The sequence below is a fragment of the Lewinella sp. IMCC34191 genome, assembly GCF_003390935.1.
Classification (GTDB): domain Bacteria; phylum Bacteroidota; class Bacteroidia; order Chitinophagales; family Saprospiraceae; genus Neolewinella.
Genome location: NZ_QNQZ01000002.1, coordinates 587,615 through 607,792 on the forward strand (window position 1 = coordinate 587,615; position 20,178 = coordinate 607,792).

Below are 20,178 nucleotides of genomic sequence, written 5' to 3' on the forward strand. Positions count from 1 at the left end.
CTGAATTCGTGAAGGAGTGAATTGGTGAATTTGCTGCCGCATACCATGGTATCACCTCGGGCTGAAAACCGCTCGAACTTCGGGCGTAGCAAAGGCTCTGCGGGCCAATTCTCCGACGGATACTATCCCGACCGCCCATTCACGAATTCACTAATCCAGTAATTCACGAATTCACCCAACCAGCATAACCCCAACCGAAAATCGCTCGACCGTCGGGCATAGCGGAGGCTCCGCAAGCCAAGTTTCCGACGGATACTATCCCGACCGCCCATTCACGAATTCACTAATCCAGTAATTCACAAATTCACCCAACCAGCATAACCCCAACCGAAAATCGCTCGACCGTCGGGCATAGCGGAGGCTCCGCAAGCCAAGTTTCCGACGGATACTATCCCGACCGCCCATTCACGAATTCACTAATCCAGCAATTCACAAATTCACCTAACCAGCGTAACCCCACCCGAAAATCGCTTTTCCCTACCGTTCCGGAAGGCGATGAGCATGGTGTAGACGAAGTAGCCCGACGGCATGTCCCCGCCGTCCCAGCCCGCGCCCCGGTACACGCTATTCCCCCAGCGGTCGAATACCTGCATGTCCACGGATTCAATCAACTCGCCGGCGGCAAAGGGCTGAAAGAGGTCGTTGCGCCCGTCGGCGTTGGGGCTAAAAGCATTGGGGATGAAGATGTCAAAACTGGAGAGCTGCAGGAGCACCAGGCTGTCGCAGCCCAGGGAGGAGGTGAACGTGAGGGGATAATCGCCCGCTGCCCGGAAGCCGTAGTCGCCGATTTCAAAAAGTTCCCCATTTAGTACCGAAGCCGTCAGGGTATCGTAGGTGTCGCCGATGACCTCGAGTTGCAGATCGACAATACTGTCGCAGCCAAAACGAGTGGCAAAGGTGTCCACGTAGTCGCCGCTTTCAATCAGGCGTCGGTCGCCGAAAAGGTAGCTGTCGTCCTCGCAAATTGCTACCCGGGCCGGCGTGCGAAAGGTGGGGATGCGATACGCATAAGCTTCGGTAAGCCGACAGCTCTGCTCGTCGGTGATCCGTACCTGGTAGCTACCCTCTCCGTAGTGGCGTGACAGGGTTGCCTCCGTTTCTCCCGCCAAGGCCCTGCCCTCCAGGTACCACTGGTAGTCGTACGCCGAGTTGAAGGGCACGGTGAGCGTGAAGTCCGGACTACAGGGATGCTCCAGTTCGGTAATACGGAGTTCGAATACCTCTAAGTCCGCCAGCAGCAGGTTATCGAAGAAATAGTAGGTACTAACGGAACTGTAGGTGGCGCTGCAATCCGGCCCGATGGCGATCGCGCGGATGTTTTCTTCGGGGATGATTTCGATGGAGGCTTTGACCCACGTATTCCTGCCCCCGCCGGAGACGCGCACCTCCCCCAGCTTTTTCCAGTTCGGGCCGTTGGTCGGGCACCCAAAGGCCTCGTTGCCCGTACCGAAGGGCAGGTAGTCACAGTCCGTGGTGCCAAAAAAAGAAACGTTGATCGGGGGGGATTGCTGCGCGTCCACGAAGCCGACGTCGAATTCGAAACGGTAGGAAGTGCCGGCGAGCAAGGGACGAAGGAGGCAGGCCCCGGCGTATTCCTTCCAATTCGTTTCCGGCATGCCTTGCTGCAACACCCGGCCGTCGCGAAAGCCCATGATGCCATCGCCATCGGGAAAAGGCTGCGGAGGGGGAAATTCATCCCACCCCATCCAACCACAGGTATTAATGTAGTCCGTAGTCGGCTCGGAGGCCTGGATCCAGGTCTCCGCGCAGTCCAGCTGGCTTCTCGAGAAGGGGCAGCAGTTCATCTCCTCAAAGGAGGGGTTGGGAATGAGCGACTTGGGCTCGATCACCTGGCACGCGCAGTCGGGGTCGTTGAGGTCTACGAGCGTGTCGGCGTCGTCGTCCAGGCCGTTATCGCAGATTTCCTGGGCGGCTAGCAGGCACGGTAGCAGCCAGCACACGAGCAGCCATACCGTCTTACCGGATAGCGGCCGCTTCCGTCCTCCTGTACTGCGCTGTTTTTGCCGGGGTACCACGAAGACAAGATAGCTTACCCCGGTTCCTTGCGCAATAGGTCGGCTTGAGGTGCTCATGGGTCGGGGACCTGCGGATCGTGGAGCTCATGGGTGGAGGACCTCAGGTCCGACCTTACCTGCGGATCGTGGAGCTTATGGGTGGAGGACCTCAGGTCCGACCTTGCCTATGAATCGTGTTTTGGGTTCACACAGATTTACACCGATTCGCTTCGCTCGGGCACGGATGTGCACAGATTATTGCAGGACTCCGGATATCACGGATTATTGAATGCGCTGCGCGCCTCCGCTGGCCCCTGAGTTCCGGAGCTCCGCCTCCGGTCGGTACTGTGCCACCTGCAAAGCACACTGAAGTGTGAAATCGGGTGGAAATGGATCTCCCCCACCCGGCACCAGTGCCCCGCGAGCGAAGCGAGCAGAGCCGATTAAGAAATCCGTGAAAATCTGTGCCCAAAATCTGCGAAATCGGTGTTGAGCATCCCCCCCACGAGCGAAGCGAGCAAAGCAAAGCAAACCATGAAATACGTGCTCAAACCGCCGAAGGCACCCGCAAAGCGAACCTGCGAAATCAGTGTTGAGTATCCCGCTCACGAGCGAAGCGAGCAGACCCAAGCGGCAGCTATTCACCCATTCACTGATTCACCAATTCAACAACTAAAAAGCCCCCACTCCACACCGGGAGCAGGGGCCGCCATATCATACACGTCAAATAGTAGCTTAGAGCAGCTCGGCGGTTTCGGCGATTCGTTCGCCCTCGCGGGCCTGGCGGAAGACGACCACGTCCCCGAATACGTCGAGGACAATCTGGCTACCGGGCAGGATGTCGTTCTGCAGCATCTGCTTAGAGAGTTGCCGCAGGACGCGCTTTTTGATCACCCGCTTCAGCGGACGGGCACCGAATTCGGGATTATACCCCTCGGCGGCGAGCCAGTCCATGGCTTCGGGGGCCACGGTGAGGGTGATGCCCTGCTCGGCCAGCATATGCTTGACCTCGTTGAGTTGCAGTTCCACGATCTGGCGGATGTCGCCGCGACCGAGGGGCCGGAACATGACGATGTCGTCGATGCGGTTCAGGAACTCGGGGCGTACGGTCTGCTTCAACACGTTGAAGAGCGTGTCTTTCGTATCGGCAATGATCTCCTCTTCGTTGCCATCCTCGATCTGGGAAAACTTCTCCCGGATGATCTCGGAGCCGATGTTGGAGGTCATGATGATGATCGTGTTCTTGAAGTTCGCGATCCGACCTTTGTTATCGGTGAGGCGACCGTCGTCGAGGACCTGCAGCAGGATGTTGAATACATCCGGGTGGGCCTTCTCGATCTCGTCGAGCAGGACTACGCTGTACGGCTTGCGACGCACGGCTTCGGTCAGCTGTCCGCCCTCGTCGTAACCCACGTAACCCGGAGGCGCACCCACCAGCCGGCTTACGGCGTGGCGTTCCTGGTACTCGCTCATATCGATGCGGGTCATCATGTCGGCATCGTTGAAGAGGTAGTCGGCCAGGGCCTTGGCCAGCTCCGTCTTACCTACCCCGGTAGTACCGAGGAAGAGGAAGGAGCCGATCGGGCGATCCTGGTTGCTCAGGCCGGTGCGGTTCAGGCGGATGGAGTCGGCTACGGCTTCGACGGCCTCGTCCTGTCCGATCACGCGCTGGTGCAGTTCTTCCTCGAGCTGAAGCAATTTCTCGCGCTCACTCTGGAGCATACGGGTCACGGGGATGCCCGTCCAACGGGCAACGATCTCGGCGATGTCTTCGCTGTCGACCTCCTCCTTGACCAGCATCTTGGCTTTGGTCTGCATGTCGGCGAGCCGATCGGTGTACTCCTTCAGTTCGCCTTCCACCGCGGGGATCTGCCCGTAGCGGATCTCGGCAACCTTGCTGTACTCACCGGCGCGCTCCAGGCGCATGGCTTCGTTTTTCAACTCGTCGATCCGCTGCTTGGCCTGCTGCAGACCGAGCACTACCTCCCGCTCGCTTTCCCACTGGGCGCGCAGCTCGTTGCGGCGCTCCTCGAGGTTGGCAAGGTCCTTGCGGATGCGTTCGATTTTCGTCTCGTCGTTTTCGCGCTTGACGGCCTCCCGCTCGATCTCGAGCTGGCGGATGCGGCGCTCGAGCTCGTCGAGTTCCTCGGGCATGGAGTTCATCTCGAGGCGCAGGCGGGCAGCGGCCTCGTCGATCAGGTCGATGGCCTTATCGGGCAGGAAGCGGTCCGTGATGTAGCGCTCCGAAAGCTGTACGGCGGCTACGACGGCCTCGTCCAGGATATTGATCTTATGGTGCGTTTCGTAGCGCTCCTTCAGACCGCGGAGGATGGAAATGGCATCTTCCTCGCTGGGCTCGTCGACCGTGACCTGCTGGAAGCGGCGTTCGAGGGCCTTATCGGTCTCGAAGTACTTCTGGTACTCGGCCAGGGTAGTGGCACCGATGGCGCGGAGTTCGCCGCGGGCCAGGGCGGGCTTCAGGATATTGGCGGCGTCCATGGCCCCCTGTCCCTTACCGGCACCCACCAGCGTGTGGATCTCGTCGATGAACAGGAAGATCTGGCCATCGGCCTGGGTGACTTCGTTGATGACGCCCTTAAGGCGCTCCTCGAACTCACCCTGGTACTTGGCACCGGCGATGAGGGCACCCATGTCTAGACTGAAGATCTCCTTATCCCGCAGGTCTTCCGGCACGTCGCCGTCCACGATGCGGTGAGCCAGGCCCTCCACGATGGCGGTTTTACCCACGCCGGGTTCGCCGATCAGAATGGGGTTGTTCTTACTCCGGCGCGCGAGGATGTGCAGGACGCGGCGGATTTCCTCGTCGCGACCGATAACCGGATCGAGCTTACCGTTGCGGGCCCGCTCGTTCAGGTTGACGGCGTACTTTTCGAGCGAGTTATAGGCATTCTCGGCACTGTTGGACGTGACCCGCTTACCTCCACGAAGTTCTTCGATGGCGAGTTTAAGGTCCTTGGTGCGTATGCCGGCGTCCTTCAGGACCTGCCCGGCCGGATCGTTGATCTTCAGCGCGGCCAGTAGCAGGTGCTCGATGGAGACGTACTCGTCCTTCATCTCGCGGGCGACGACGTTGGCCTGCTGGGCCATTTCGACGCCGTTGCGGCTCAGGACCTGCTGGGCACCCGTCACTTTGGGCACGCCGGCTACGATGCTGTCAATGGCGGATTTGATCGCGCTATTATTTACGCCCAGCTTCTTGAATAAGAAGGGCGTCACGCTCTCGTCCACCTCGAAGATCGCCTTCAGGATATGCGCCGGATCGATGGATTGCTGCTGGTTACCCACCGCAATCTCACTCGCCCGCTGGAGCACCTCCTGGCTTTTGATGGTGAAATTGTTGAAGTTCATAGATTTTATTGATTGGTGGCCGGCCGGTCGGCTTTGACGGACCTGTCGGCGATTTTTAAGGATGGCGCACTTAGGTAACCGACCCCCGTATTTAGGGGGTTCACCGGACGCGCAACCTTACTTAGCAAAAGCCGCACCCGAAATGGATTCGGTAATTTTGTCAGTACATATTCGGCTAAAGCTGCCTTTTTAGCAGGAAATATGGCGACGGGGCGCAGGTAAAATACCTCCGGAAAAGACGGGAAACGCTCCGCTTTCGTCCCACTCCAATTTTGTCGGTTCACCTGCGGTCCCGCACATACGTCACACCCCTCATCATGATCCATATCACTCCACAGAACTGCCGGTAAATCATACCGGCATGCTGCTATCCCTAGGCGTTATGGTTGGCGGCTTCATGTTGCTGATCTCCGGGGCGAAACATCTGATGAGCGGTTCCACAGACCTGGTGATCGGGCTCAGCATCGTTTCCTTCGGCACGTTGGCTCCGGAGTCGGTGGTCAATCTCGTTGCTTCCCTGCAGGGCCACTCGGACACCGTTTACGGCAACGTGGTGGGCAGCAACAACTTGAACCTCTTCTTTATCCTGGGCGTGGCGGGGCTGATCCTGCAGATCGCCGAAGAGGTGTAGGTTGGGCAACTGCGGTCGGTGCGCCAGCGCGCGGGTAAAAGGTAGCCTTCGCCATGCGTACACAGGGCAGCACCCGGCCGACACGGCGCGTGCAGTCCATTGTATAAATCCGGATAAAATATTTCTCCAAAACCGTATCCGGCACGGGTTACGATTTACCGGCCGGAGCATATAGGTATCATGGTACCCGCTGGTGTGCATTCAAGGGTCAACTCCGGCACTTGAGTCGCCCCCCTTTGGTATCGCCTTAAAGGAATTTTCCACCTACGTAAAGATGCCGAGCCATGAAAAACCTCCCTGTATGCTTCTTAATTAGTTGCGCTTTGTTTTGGATTCGATCCGACGTATACGCTCAGGATTATAGTCGATTAGAACGCCTGATCGAATCAGACGCGGAATACATCTCAAAAATGCGCCTCAACGAGATCCTTCGGAATGAATTTACCAAGGTCCTCAGCGCCAACGTGAACGGTACTATTGGGAATTATTTGGGCATTAGCACCGAGAACCAGGCCCTGTCGGGGGCATACACCATCGTAGGCGACCAGCAAGTCCTGGCGTTCGACTTCTCAGGGAAGGTCAACGAGGGGATTGCCGGCTTATTCGAAGAAAATAAGTTCAAAAAGGGAGTGGCCTTGGGCATGACCTTCAACCGCTTTCGGGTCGGGAAAAGCAGCCTAATCAATTATGCGGACGTAGTACTACTTCAACGGGAATTACGTGCCCTTCGGGAGCAGGAACGGCTGTACCCGATAGCCTTCCCCGAGGAAACCGAAACCGTCCGTAAAGAGGTAGAAAAGCTGCGGAAGGATTCCACCGAATTGGAGAAAACCCGTTCCCTGCTGTACGGGGGCAGAGACCGACCCACACTCGACCCGGCCCAGGACCACCGCTTAAAAGCAAGCACGGCCAGGCTCGAGCACGAAATTCGCTTACTTACCTATATCTATAAGACGGATTCCGATTCTCTACAGGCTCGATCCGCGGCCCTGGACTCGCTCAAGGCGGCGAAACCCGCTCCAGGCTTCCGCCGCCTGGCCGAGCTCTCGCTGGATAGCATCCGACTCATCGAAGGATTGATCGGGCTACAGGACTCCCTCGTGGCCAAGCGGCGCGCGCTGGCGGAAACACTGGACGAAATCAAGGAAAACACCTTCTCCCAGCCTAAACTGGATGCCACCGAACAGAGATTGGAGATCGTTACGCTTCGCCTCGGGCAAGCCCGCGCCAAGCTGGCCGATTACCGCGAGGGCAATCTGCTGACCGTCAAAAACAATGAGTACGACGACAAACGCCGAGCCATCCTCGACCGCTTCAACCAGGTTCGGATCCACCATACCGACCTCGCCTGGTTCTCCGTAGGTGGGTCGCTGGCCAATGAATCCTACAACCTGCTGGCCAACGGGACGAAAGAAAATGCCCCGGCGGTCACGACCCAGGTTGATCTCATCCCTACGGCTAATATCGCCCTGTCCCGCTACGTGAATCGCCCCAAAGACCGGACCGACCTGCAGAACGACCGCGAGGTTTCGTTCATCACGATCGGCGCCGAACTCAGTTACGGCAATAACATTAAGGACCTCCCGCTGGCCACGATACAGTCCGTTGACTCCCTCGGCGGCAACCGCTTCGTATCCTCCTCCCAGCAGGCCTACGTAGGCGAATTCAAAACCGACGTGCTGACCGCAGAAATAGCATTTGATTACTACCGCATGGCATTCGGCAGCAATTCCGCCGGATTTCATGTCCAGTCGACCCTGAATCTCGGCCCCTTCCGGCCCGTCACCTCGCTCCGGGGCGGGATCGTCCTATCGGCCACCAAGGCGGGCACCAAGACGACGCTGGCCAATATTGAGATCTTTTACGGTTTACGCGATATTCTGCGGACCGGGGAAAAGGAAACGCTCCTGACCCGCAACGTCTTCGGAATTCAAACCACTTTACCCTTCACTTTTTAAAATTTCCCTACTATGCACTACTACGTTATTTGCACCAAGCACGGCCAGATCGGAGACTCCTACGACACCGCCAAGAAAGCACAAAAAGCGGCCGCCGACCACGTAGCCAACGTCTCCGGCCCCCACGGCGCAATTAAGATTCTGGAAGGTGATGATTTGGCGAGTGCGCAAGCGTTCAGCACGTACTCGAAGTAAGCCCGCGGGTCGGATGCAGGTCATGGGAGGGTAGCCAACCAACGGGGATTCGCTCATTGCTCCTGCGCTCCGCCGCCCCACCCTTCCCGGCGAAAGCCGGAGTGATAGCCATATCGCAGAGCCGTTGAAAAGTGGGCGTAGGCCCCCCTTCATTCGGCCCCGTAGCCGGTACCGAAATCCCGCAGGGGCCAGCGGGCACCCTCAGTGGCGGGGAAAAACAGCGAGTGCAGTTCGGTAAGCTACCCCCCAGACCTTGCGCCGGTCACGAACCGCCCATCCGGCGGTGATCACCCGATCGTCGTGGCCGGCGGTTTTCCGTGCATCCCCGCCAACTTTTTCCCGTCCTTATCGTGGTAGACCATCGGTTCCTACCTTACCTTTCATAAAATTCGCCCGCCATTTATCCGCTCTACCCTTTTTCCCCGAACGCGCCGGGAAAGCTGTGCTTGTTCCTCCTTCTCGCTTCGCTGTTTTCCGCCCCCGGCTTTTCCCAGTCGTCGACCTACGATATCCGGCAGCACTTCGATCGCCTTTACCGGGACTACGAGCAGGATACCCCCGGCGTAGCCGTAATCGTAGTCGAGGGAGATTCCCTACGCTTCGCTGAAGGCTACGGTTCCGCTAACCTGGAATACGGCATCCCCATCGATACCGGTACGGTGTTCCAGGTGGGCTCCGTGTCGAAGCAATTCACCGCCTTCGCCGTATATCTGTTGATTGCCGAAGGACGGATCGATCTCGAAGAAGCGGCAGCGCGGTACTTGCCGGAAATTAGCTACTTCGATCCGGCGATCCGGATCAAACACCTGCTGTACCATACCAGTGGACTGAAGGACAACCTGGCCCTCCTCACCTTTGCCGGTTACCGGGTCGACGACCATATCGGCAACGAGGATATCCTGCGGCTGGTGGCCCGCCAACGGGAACTGAATTTTCCACCCGGCAGCGCTTTCCAGTATTCGAATACGAACTATGTCCTGCTGGCAGAACTGGTCAAACGGGTAGCGGGCACATCACTCGACCGGTTTCTGCGCGAACGGGTATTCGACCCGCTCGGGATGGACCACACGCAGTTCTACGACGACCACGAAAGATTGGTTCCCAACCGGGCCTACGGCTACGACTTCGAGGAAGGCCGGTTTGAAAAAGAAGTCCTGAACAACAGCTACGTCGGCTCCACCGGCCTGTTCACCACGGCGGCGGACCTGGCCAAATGGGCAGCCAATTTTTACGAGCCCATTGTCGGCGATTCCACCTTAATCGCCGCCTTCAACGCACCGGCTACCCTCGACAGTGGAGAGCCGGCCTGGCTGGACGAAAGCCTGGACATCCGCCACGCCAAGGGCCAGTTCATTCGTCGCTACCGGGGCGCGACGAACTATATCCATACGGGAAGCGACGGTGGCTACCGGGCTTTCCTGGGCAGGTGGCCGGAGCAGCGATTGACCGTTATTTTGCTGAGTAACGATATCCGCTTCGCCCCCTACCCCAACGGATTCGGGTTCGCGGAAAGCTACCTGGCATCGCAACTGGAACCCAATCGGGTCATAACGCCCTCCCCTACGGACACCGCTGCAGTTGACCTCGTGCCGGAACCGACACCGCTCCCACCACCGGAGCAAGCAGCCGGTACCTACCGCAGCGACGAACTGAACAGCACTTTTCAGTTGCATTTCGTCGACCAGGAACCCATACTGTCTCATTTCCGGCTCGGCGACCTGCCGTTGGAGGACAATGAGGCCGGTCGGTACCGAGGGGTAAATTACTACTCCTTCGAGCTGGAGTTCGTGGCGGACGAAACCGGTGGGTTAACCGGCTTCGACGTCATTGACTTTCGGGGGGAGCGACTTCGCTTCGACCGGGTGCAGGATTCCTCATTCTCCGGACGGTAAGGCGCGACCCGGGCGGCGTTTGACAAAGCGGAACGAGATACCCGCATCCAGAAAATAGCTTTTCACCCCGTAGTCTCCATCCCAACCCACGGACAGGTCGAAGGCCAGGTCATCCGTGGCCAGGTAGGCAAAGCCGCCATCGTAATTACTCGTCGCTTCCCCGCTCAGGGTACCGTACACCTCGAGAAACGAACTCCACCGATCAGACAGGGAAAAGCCCAGGGTGGTGACGTAATCGGTGGTCTGCTCGTCATTGCCCGTCCAGGTGCGGCTAAGGTTGACCGCGAGGCCGAGCAGGTCGGTGAGTGTCCATTCGGCCGCCAGGATCAGGTTCCCGCCGGTGTTCTCCCGCCGGAAGTCTTCGTCCTGGGCGGTGAGTAAGACGTGACCCCGCAGGGCAAGCGCCGGCCGGATTCCGCGATTGGGAAACAATAGATAGCGTCCGCCGACTTGGGTGTCGCTGATTCCGCGGTCCCGGCGTGACCCACCGATTTGTTCCAGCTCGTCCGATGCCCCGGCGATCAGGGCACTCAGTTCCAGTCGTTCCGTGATGCCTACCCGCAGATCGGTCACTTCCGTCAGGTCGAACAGGTGGCCGGAACCGGATTGGCTCCAGTCCAGGTTAATGCCCGTTTGCACCTGGTATACGCCCCGCCCTACCGTGGCCGCCCCGATAGATTGCCCCGGCCGGCCGGACACGATCGTTTCACCGTACTGCCCCGGCAGGAGACTGGTTGACAGAACGAAGAGAAAGGCGCAGAGCAGCTTCATAGCGGGAAGGGTTAAGCCATCAAGTCTTCGGCAACCGGCAATGTTCGGGCGGCGTAAAGGCCAACGGGGCGATGATAGCAGTCCGCGATAAATACGGACGTGGGTTGCCGGGACCGATGGGGCCCGAAAAGCCGCCGATTCCGCAGGGTGGGATGCCCTATACCTGCGCTCCGCCGCAAAAAGGGCTAAGCGCTAGTTCGCCAACGGGGATCAGCTCCTGCGCATGGCAAGAAGCTGGTTCTCTACCAGTACGTAGCTGCCGGTGTTCTCCTGGTAATTTTCGGGGACGATGATGTCCATGGGGATGATGATCTTTTTATCCTTGACCGCCTGGTAGATGGCGTATTCCTGACAGGCCTTCATACCCAGGTAGCCCATCAGTTTGGGGTTCTGACTGATCAGGTACTGGATGTTTTCGTTGCGCAGGTGGCTGACGTTTTCCGGTAGTACGTCGTAGCCGATGAGGATCGGCGCGGATTCGATGCGTTCCAGCGCGCGGGCGAGCAGATACGTGCGGGAAGCACTCACGTAGATGCCGGAGATACCCGGATTTTCCGACAGCATACGCGCCATGTAGTCATCAACGGCCTGCTGATCTTCGAAGTCGGCAAAATCGGAGGTTATCACCTCGACCGATGGATTCCGATCGCGAAAAAACTCGAGGAAGCCCTCCCGCTTCTCCACCATATGGCGGGCATTTGCGTACTCCTTTTCCAGGGGCATCATGAGAACCTGGCCGCCGGTGGCGCAGTGATAATTCATGAGGCGGCCGGCCAGGCGTCCACTCTGGAAAGAATCCGGACCGATGTAGGACAGAAAATTAGCGTCGACGACTTCCGGTGAGGTGTTAATGATGACGTAGGGAAGATCCAGCCGCTTCATCTCGTGCATCATATCGGGCCACTCCTTGTCGAAAATCGGTGCCGTCAGGACAACTTCCGCTCCCGTATTTTTCAGCTTGCGGATGGCGCGGAGAAAGTCTTTCGGATCAAGCAAGTCGAAGTAGATCGCTTCCAGTTCGAAGGTCTCGATCGGCTTGTGGTCGATGGCGTGCTGTATCCCTTCGAGTACCAGGTCCCAGTAGCCGTCCTGTCCCCGCGCCGGCAGGAGATAGGCCAGTCGCTTGACCTTATTCTTGGAGGCGAGCAGGGAGGCGTAGATGTTCTTTTTGTAGCCGATCTCTTCGGCAATGGCCAGGATTCTTTCTTTCACTTGGGGAGCAATGCGTCCCCGATTGTGCATTGCCCGGTCTACGGTGCCTATCGAAACATTAGCCCGACGGGCGATATCATTCAGTGTGGGCTTTTTTTTGTGCATGCAGGTGTTATGGGTAATGAATTGCCGACCAGCGCCCAAATACCGCCGGGCATGGTAGTTGCTTGCAATGAAACAACTTCTAAATACGAATATTTGGCAGCAGGCGGCAGGGGTTCCCGTGCCCCTGATTTCAGGGCTGATGGGCAGCGTTACCCTGCCAATGTGTGGAGTGGAATTGTGTGCCTAAAGTAATGAGTATAAATGACAAATATTCTCACCTACCCGCGCCCGCGCCCGACAATTCGCGAATTGCCGGCAACGAAATGGCCGTGCGCTGCGCCGCTTATGCGCCATAGGTAGCCGTGCAAATGCCATATACAGGTGCTTTTCGAAACCGTTGCCTAACGGAATTATGCATACTTTAGTAAGTACTAGTCAATATTTCACAAATCAAGAACAATTGAATATGTTGGCGTGTACCTTAACGCGTAACCGATGTACGCAGAGCGGCTAATGAGCCGCTTATCAAAAATTTGGATCGATAAGCTGCGCTGGAGCGACCACCGAAAATAATGGCGTTTATGACGCAATGATGAGGGGTGGTCTTCCTCGGGATATCCCCAGCTTTAGCGTATGCGAAATTGAAACAACCCGAAGAATAACAAAAAGGTAGCTGTTTTGGGGTATTGAATGACCCACCCTCATTTCAGCTTATCCGGCGGTGCACACGTAAAACTGTGCGCCGTTTTTTTTTGGCCCGGTCCCCGCATTCCACCTCCGGGCTTCGGCGGCTTACGGAGCGGCTCATATGTTGCCGAATTTACCTTCCTGTATGCCCGAATTCACTTCGCATACCACACCGGAGTCGAGGGGCATTCTCGTTGGGTCAAACACTGCGATCATGTTACACCTCCCCAAGAACCGACTTCGACAGCCCGCTATTCTGCTGGTCGTCCTGCTTTTCACCCTCAACCTTCGTGCCCAATCCACCGACGATCCGATAAGCTGGCGGGACGCGCAGCGCCAGGAAGCCGACTGGTATGGTAGCCGGGAGGCGGAACGGATCGCCGATAATCTGCTGGTCTACCAGCACACTACCGGTGGCTGGCCGAAGAATATGGACATGGCATCCGAACTCTCGCCGGCGGACATCGACCGCATAGCATCCGCCAAGACGGACCCGGACGACGAACTCGGCCGCCCCACCATCGATAATAGGGCCACTTACCCACAGCTTCAGTACCTCGCCCGGGTGTACGAACGCGGGAAGCAAGAGCGCTACCGTGCCGCCTTCCTGCGGGGAGTGGATTACCTACTGGAAGCCCAGTATCCGAACGGTGGCTGGCCCCAGTTCTACCCCCTCCGCAAGGGGTACTACCAAAACATCACGTACAACGACGGCGCCATGATCGGCGTACTGGAATTCCTGCGGGAGATCGTGGACGGCGACTACCCCTTCGTCGACGCCACGCGCGTGACCGCTGCACGCGAAGCCATCGAAAAAGGCATCGACGTCGTCCTGAAGACCCAGGTGGAGGTAGACGGCCAGCTCACCGCCTGGTGCGCCCAGCACGACCCCGAAAGCCTTGAACCCGCAAAGGCCCGTGCCTACGAGCTGGTCTCGCTGAGTGGCTCGGAGAGTGTGGGCATCGTTGAATTTTTGATGGAAATCGAAAAACCGGATTCGGCCGTTATCCGGTCGGTCCGGTCGGCGGTGGACTGGTTCGAGCGCGTGCAACTTACCGGGCTACGCCTCCTCCGGCAAAAGAATGACGACCTGCCCAAGGGCTACGACCTCATCGTCGGCTTCGACCCCGAACACGGCGAGCCCCTGTGGGCGCGCTTCTACGAGATCGGCACGAACTACCCGATGTTCGTGGGTCGTGATGGCGTCGTGCGCTACGCGCTCTCCGAGATCGAGTACGAGCGCCGGGTGGGATACAGCTGGATCAACGACTGGGCGCGGCGGTTGCTGGAGCGGGATTATCCGGCCTGGGAGAAACGGATCGGCGACGATTAGGCGGGTCGGTCATTCCGTTCGTCCGCCGAGCGGAGCTTGCGTAGCTCGTCTGCCGAACCGGTTCGAAAAGCTATCTTCGAAGAAAACAGACCGATGGACCGATATCCTCACATCCGAGCTGTCCTAATCCTTCTCGGCTGCTTGGTTGGGGCGTGTAGTCCGAACCCTGAATCGGCCGCGCCCGAGGCGGACACCGCCAGCCCCTCGCTGGAAACCTTCCCCGACAGCTTCCAATTGGGAGAGATCGTGCTATACAATGCCTTCAAGCACCAGATCGGCGCCAACCAATCGAACCCCATCGACAGCCAACGCATCGTCGATCGGGTATACCACCGGCACCAAAGCCTCTGGACTGATTGCTACGGCATGATTTTCGGCGAGGAGAACGCTCCGCTGTTCCAGACTGACAGTGGAATGGTAGCCTGGAATACACGCCTGTACCGGGAACACCGGATGGAAATGGATTCCATTGCGGAATTATTCGTCTCCCAGCGCATCGATACCCTATTTGCGTGGCATATGGCCCGCTTCACCGAACTCGACTATGCGATGCCACGCGCCCGTATCAGCATCGCCTTCACGCCCCTGACCGGCATCGGTTTCGGAGGCTGCGCCAACGACCAGTTCGTACTGGAGCTGAACAACCCGGACTACGAACTGATCTATACCCTCGAAAAAGGTATCCCGCACGAACTGTATCACCTGATCAACGAGGATGCCAGTACGCAACGTGAAACCTTTCAGGCCATCGACCTGGTGATCAACGAGGGGCTAGCCTGCTATTTCGTGTACGATTACTTCGGCGGCAAGGTACCAAAGCACGAAGCGGTAGAAAATATGAGTGCCGCGGACTGGGACTACTACCTCGCGCACGAAACGGAAATTCTCGAGCAGACCAGGCCGTACTTTACGGACACTTCGGGCGATAATCCGCTGCTGCGAAACGATCGCTACGGCTTGTTTCCGGATGCACCCCGCAGCCTTTCCTACTGGCTGGGCTTTCGTATCGTGGAGCGGTATCTGGCCGAACATCCCAAAGCGACCATCCGCGATCTCGTGGCTCTGCCCTACCAGGAAATTTACGCGGGAAGCGGGTACGGGTCATAGGCTGGGGCTTACTCCACCGTGACCTCACCCGTCAACCGAATATCACGCGACGAACGCCCCACCTCGAGCCGGTAGCTGCCCGGCTCCACGGTCCACTTACCCGTTTCCTCGTTCCAGTAAGCCAGATCAGCGACGGGGAACGAACCGGTAACGTCCGCCGATGCGCCCGGCGCCAGTTCCGCCGTCTTAAAGAAGCCGCGCAACTCCCGCACCGGTCGCTCGATCTTGCTTCCGGGCAGGGCGCTGTACAGCTGTACCACTTCCTTCCCCGGCCGGGTGCCCGTGTTCGTCACCGTGAGGGAGTAGGTAATCGTATCGCCGACCAGCGAGGTGGTTAGGTTCGCGTAGCGGAAGTCCGTATAGCTCAGCCCGTAGCCGAAGGGATAAGCCACGTCCAGTTCCTCCGCATCGAAGTGGCGGTAGCCGACGTGAATGCCCTCGGCGTAGTCAGTGTAGTCGATGTTGCGGATCTGATCGCCCGCCGGTTTCAGCTTCCTGTTAAAGAGGAAATCAAGAGGGTTCATGCTGCCGCCGCCCTCTGGAAAATTGGCGGCCGAAGCGTGATCGGCCAGGTTAAGGGGGAAGGTCATCGGCAGCTTGCCGCTCGGGCTCACGGCCCCGCTCAGGATGTCGGCTACGGCGTTGCCCCCCTCCTGCCCGCCCTGCCAGGCCAGCAGGATGGCATCGGGTTCGTCCTTCCAGGAAGAGATTTCGATCACGCCGCCGACATTCATCACCACCACGACCGGCTTGCCCGCCGCGTGGAAGATGCGGGAGGCATTCGTGATCAGGTTCCGTTCCCAGTCGCGGAGCAGGAAGTCGTCCGTTTCCCGGCGGTCGCCGCCCTCCCCGCTGTTGCGCTGGATGGTGAGGATGGCGGCGTCCGCGGTGAGGGCGAAGAGTTCCAGGGTGGAATCGGCGTAGATCACCGGCGGCGGGTCGTAGGGGACGAACATCGCCTGCATCGCCACCGGCTTGACGAACTCCGCGGCGTGGGCGGCTACGTGCGCTGCGTAGATGCGCTCGGCACTGGCATTGGTGGTGAAGCCGGCCCCTTGGAGACCGTCCGCCAGGGATACGGAGTAGGCCTCGTTCACGTCCCCGGACCCGGTGCCTCCCGCGAGGAGGTCGTACGAGCCATTACCGAGCAGGGCCACGTTGATGGATGACCGCAGGGGCAGTGCTCCTTCATTTTTCAGCAGCACCATGCCTTCGGCGGCGGCCTGCCGGGTCACCGTGGCGTGCCGCTCCAGGTCGGGATCGTTGGTTGGCACTTCCCCCTTCATCTTCGATGACTGAAAGATCAGTTCCAGGATGCGCCGTACGGATGCGTCGATCTTCTCCGGCGGAAACCCGCCCTCCTCCGCGGCCTGCCGCAGGCGATTCCACTGGCTTTTGGTGCCCGGTTGTAGCAGGTCGTTGCCGGCGCTTACCTGGGCCACCGCGTCATCGCCACCGAACCAGTCCGACATCACTACGCCCGTAAATCCCCAGTCGTCGCGCAGGACTTCGGTGAGCAGGTAGGGGCTCTCGGAGACGTACGTTCCGTTCACGCGGTTGTAGCTGCTCATGATCGTCCACGGTTGCGCCTCCTTCACGATGATCTCGAAGGGCCGCAGGTAGATCTCCCGCAGGGCCCGCTCCGATACCCGGGAGTCGTTGACGAATCGCTCCGTTTCCTGGTTATTGGCCACATAGTGTTTCACGCTGCTGCCGACGCCGCGTGCTTCGATCCCGTTGACCATCGCCGCGCCGATCTTACCCGTCAGCAGGGGGTCCTCCGAGTAGTATTCGAAGTTTCGCCCGCACAGGGGATGGCGGTGGATATTGACGCCCGGCCCCAGGATCACGTCAACGCCGTAGGCCCGCGCCTCCTCGCCCATGGCCTCGCCTACCTGCCTTACCAGATCCGTATTCCAGGTCGAGGCGAGCAGCGTCCCGATGGGAAAGGCGGTCGCGTAAAAGGTCTGCCCCGTCCCCTCACGGGTGGGCTCGATGCGCAGGCCGGCGGGTCCGTCCGACAGTACCAGTTCCGGCAACCCCAGGCGGGGTGTAGGCACGATCGTCCCCGCCGCCCCGGGCACCCGGCTCTCCCCGAAACCGACCGCCGAAGCCAGGCCGGAACCCTTCAACAGGTGAATTTTCTCCTCCGGCGTCATCCGTCCCAGCGCGTCGTCTACCCGCTCGGCCAGGGGCAGCCGGTCGTCCTCGTAGGGGTCCAGCTCCCCGTTTCGGTTGCGGTCCGTGTACCGATAGCCGTCTATGTTGGGAGTCGGCAGGTTATCCGCTTCCGCGTAATCCCCCTCGAAGCCCAGGTAGGTGCTATAGAAATAGTAGCCAAAGCCGGCGACCGCGAGTACGACGACGACCAGCAAGCCCAGCAAAATCTTGAAAAAAGTACGCATACGCGACCGAAGGTTAGCCGGAGAAGGTAAGCATTTCGGCCTGGGCCGAACGGGCTGTTGGCGGCGGAGCGCAGGTAAAAAGCAGATTCCCGTAAAGGCGCGACTTTTAGAACGACAGCCAACGATCCGCCAGTCGGGGATGTTAATTGTCCGGCTTACACTTTTATTTACTCGATCATCCACTATGAACCGGTCCCTGCTCCTATCCCTCCTCTGCTTGCTCGCCTTCGGCCTCTCCGGCCAGCAGCTGGAAAGCTTCCCCCTCTCCGCGGTAAGCCTCGACGCCGGCCCCTTCCTCCGGGCCCAACAGACGGATCTGGACTACATCATGGAAATGGACCCGGACCGCCTGCTCGCCCCCTACCTGCGGGAAGCAGGGATGGAGCCCGATGCCGAATCCTACGGCAACTGGGAGAATACCGGCCTCGACGGGCACATCGGCGGCCACTATATCTCCGCCCTGTCGCTCATGTACGCCTCCACCTGGAACGAGGCCGTTCACCAGCGGCTCACCTATATGCTCGACCGTCTGCAGGAGGCCCAGGAGAAAAACGGTAACGGCTACATCGGCGGCATTCCGAACAGCAAGCCGCTGTGGGAAGAAATCGAGGGGGGCGACATCCGGGCCGGCGCCTTCTCCCTGAACGACCGTTGGGTGCCCCTTTACAATATCCACAAGATCTTCGCCGGTCTGCGCGATGCCTACGCATACGCCGGTAGCGAGCAGGCACGGGAGATGCTGATCGAGTTATCGGATTGGTTCCTGGCCACGACCGAAGAACTTTCGGACGAGCAAATGCAGGACATGCTGCGCAGCGAGCACGGCGGCCTCAACGAAGTCTTCGCCGATGTTTACGCCTATACGGGCGACGAAAAGTACCTGGACCTGGCCCGCCGACTTTCGCACGAGGTAGTCCTGGACCCCCTGCTGGTGCGGGAAGATCACCTGACCGGCATGCACGCCAACACCCAGATCCCCAAGGTGATCGGCTTCGAACGCGTCGCCCAGGTGAGCGGGGATACAAGCTGGACCGGCGGCGCCGACTACTTCTGGCGCACCATCGTAGAGGATCGTACGGTATCCATCGGTGGCAACAGCGTACGGGAGCACTTCCACCCGGCCGACGACTTCTCCAGCATGATCGCGTCCAACCAGGGTCCGGAAACCTGCAACACCTACAATATGCTGCGGCTCACCAAGATGCTCTACCTGGACAACCCCAGCCCGGAGTACATCGACTACTACGAGCGGGCGATGTACAACCACATCCTGTCTTCCCAGCACCCGGAGGGCGGTTTCGTCTACTTCACGCCCATGCGGCCGCGGCACTACCGGGTCTACTCCCAGCCCCAGCAGGGCTTCTGGTGCTGCGTGGGATCGGGGCTCGAAAACCACGGCAAGTACGGGGAACTCATCTACGCCCACACCGACGAGGACGTGTACGTTAACCTCTTCGTCGCCTCTACCCTCGACTGGCAGGAGAAGGGCCTGCAGCTGCGGCAGCTTACCGACTTCCCCTACCAGGCCGGCACGGAGATGGAACTGAGTCTGGATGAGCCCAGCCGCTTCTCGCTCCATGTCCGTCACCCGGGCTGGGTGAATGAGGGGGACTTCGCCGTTACCGTCAACGGGGAACCGCAGACCGTCACCACCGACGAGGCCGGCTTCGTCACCATCGATCGGGAGTGGCAAACCGGCGACCGCATCAGCGTCAGCCTGCCGATGCACACGGAAGCCGAGTACCTGCCCGACGATTCTCCCTGGGCGTCCTTCGTCTACGGTCCCGTCGTACTGGCCGCCGCCACGGGTACGGAAGGACTGGATGGTCTGTTTGCCGATGACAGCCGGATGGGCCACGTCGCCACCGGCGAGTTTCTCCCCCTGGACGAAGCCCCCATGCTGGTGCAGAACGGCGGAAAGCTGAGTAGCCAGGTGAATGCGCTGCCCGGTGATTCCCTGCGTTTTTCCATCGCGCACGCTGCTACGCCGGAAGGCTCGGAAAAGATCCTGCTCCAACCGTTTTTCGAGGTCCACGATAGTCGGTACATGCTTTACTGGCGCGTTACCGACCCGGATGAACTCCAGCAAATTCAGGAAGATATGCGGCGCGAGGAAGTCGCCATGCTCGCCCTGGAAGCCGCCACCGTCGATGAGGTAGCCGCGGGCGAACAGCAGCCCGAAACCGAGCACGATTTCGCCGGCCAGGAAACCGACAACGGCAGTACGGACGAAGGTAAAAGCTGGCGCGCCGCCCGCGGCTGGTTCAGTTACCGCCTGAGCAATCCGGACGGAGAAGGCAAGCTGCTGCGCATTACCCACGAGGCTGCCGGACCGCCGCGCGCCTTTGACGTACTGATCGATGACCAGGTGGTGGAGACGGTCCGTCTGCCTGGATCGCGCGAGGGAGGCACCGAGACCCTGGATATCAAGTTACCGGAGGCCGTCCTAAAGCGCATCTCCGGCGACGCGATTACCCTGAAAATTGCCGCCGGAGAGGAATCGAATACGGGACGTATCTACGATATCCGCTTACTGAAAGAGGAATAACCATCCGATT

The 20,178-nt window shown here is 59.2% G+C and carries 12 protein-coding genes; 7 read left to right on the plus strand and 5 right to left on the minus strand.

Features of this window, described 5'->3' with window-relative positions; translation table 11 throughout:
* Positions 1-437 precede the first annotated feature (437 nt).
* Both DRW39_RS06965 and clpB read right to left on the minus strand, forming a co-directional pair.
* On the minus strand, positions 438-2,036 hold the full coding sequence (locus DRW39_RS06965) for a gliding motility-associated C-terminal domain-containing protein (protein ID WP_232830084.1): 1,599 nt from the start codon (positions 2,034-2,036) through the stop codon (positions 438-440).
* Positions 2,037-2,750: 714 nt separating this feature from the next.
* The gene (clpB, locus tag DRW39_RS06970; protein ID WP_116106288.1) at positions 2,751-5,384 is read right to left on the minus strand and encodes an ATP-dependent chaperone ClpB; all 2,634 of its coding nucleotides are present in this window, start codon (positions 5,382-5,384) and stop codon (positions 2,751-2,753) included.
* 361 nt (positions 5,385-5,745) lie between these two features.
* Between clpB and DRW39_RS06975 the strand changes: the two genes are divergently transcribed.
* The 4 genes from DRW39_RS06975 (at position 5,746) to DRW39_RS06990 (ending at position 10,060) form a co-directional block, all read left to right on the plus strand.
* Positions 5,746-6,015: a hypothetical protein gene (locus DRW39_RS06975; RefSeq protein WP_116106289.1), complete on the plus strand. Its 270-nt coding sequence runs from the start codon at positions 5,746-5,748 to the stop codon at positions 6,013-6,015.
* Between the two features lie 323 nt (positions 6,016-6,338).
* Positions 6,339-7,973 carry a hypothetical protein gene (locus tag DRW39_RS06980; RefSeq protein ID WP_116106290.1) on the plus strand — a complete coding sequence of 545 codons (1,635 nt, stop codon included), beginning with the start codon at positions 6,339-6,341 and terminating at the stop codon, positions 7,971-7,973.
* Between the two features lie 12 nt (positions 7,974-7,985).
* The gene (locus DRW39_RS06985) at positions 7,986-8,168 is read left to right on the plus strand and encodes a hypothetical protein (RefSeq protein WP_116106291.1); all 183 of its coding nucleotides are present in this window, start codon (positions 7,986-7,988) and stop codon (positions 8,166-8,168) included.
* Between the two features lie 446 nt (positions 8,169-8,614).
* Positions 8,615-10,060 (plus strand): serine hydrolase domain-containing protein, encoded by a 1,446-nt coding sequence (locus DRW39_RS06990; RefSeq protein ID WP_157975978.1) that lies wholly within the window; start codon positions 8,615-8,617, stop codon positions 10,058-10,060.
* On the opposite strand, the gene DRW39_RS06995 is transcribed toward DRW39_RS06990, so the two are convergent.
* Positions 10,043-10,831 carry a transporter gene (locus tag DRW39_RS06995; RefSeq protein WP_116106293.1) on the minus strand — a complete coding sequence of 263 codons (789 nt, stop codon included), beginning with the start codon at positions 10,829-10,831 and terminating at the stop codon, positions 10,043-10,045. The genes DRW39_RS06990 and DRW39_RS06995 overlap by 18 nt on opposite strands.
* Positions 10,832-11,041: 210 nt before the next feature.
* On the minus strand, positions 11,042-12,148 hold the full coding sequence (locus tag DRW39_RS07000) for a LacI family DNA-binding transcriptional regulator (protein ID WP_116106294.1): 1,107 nt from the start codon (positions 12,146-12,148) through the stop codon (positions 11,042-11,044).
* Between the two features lie 841 nt (positions 12,149-12,989).
* On the opposite strand from DRW39_RS07000, the gene pelA reads away from it, so the two are divergent.
* Both pelA and DRW39_RS07010 read left to right on the plus strand, forming a co-directional pair.
* Positions 12,990-14,108, plus strand: coding sequence for a pectate lyase (gene pelA, locus DRW39_RS07005; RefSeq protein WP_116106295.1), 1,119 nt, complete (start codon positions 12,990-12,992; stop codon positions 14,106-14,108).
* A gap of 93 nt (positions 14,109-14,201) precedes the next feature.
* Positions 14,202-15,215, plus strand: coding sequence for a DUF2268 domain-containing putative Zn-dependent protease (locus tag DRW39_RS07010; protein ID WP_116106296.1), 1,014 nt, complete (start codon positions 14,202-14,204; stop codon positions 15,213-15,215).
* A gap of 8 nt (positions 15,216-15,223) precedes the next feature.
* On the opposite strand, the gene DRW39_RS07015 is transcribed toward DRW39_RS07010, so the two are convergent.
* Positions 15,224-17,620 carry a beta-glucosidase gene (locus DRW39_RS07015; RefSeq protein WP_116106297.1) on the minus strand — a complete coding sequence of 799 codons (2,397 nt, stop codon included), beginning with the start codon at positions 17,618-17,620 and terminating at the stop codon, positions 15,224-15,226.
* Positions 17,621-17,804: 184 nt separating this feature from the next.
* Between DRW39_RS07015 and DRW39_RS07020 the strand changes: the two genes are divergently transcribed.
* A complete protein-coding gene (locus DRW39_RS07020) occupies positions 17,805-20,168 on the plus strand; it encodes a glycoside hydrolase family 127 protein (RefSeq protein ID WP_116106298.1) in 2,364 nt (787 codons plus the stop codon).
* The last annotated feature ends 10 nt before the right edge of the window (positions 20,169-20,178 follow it).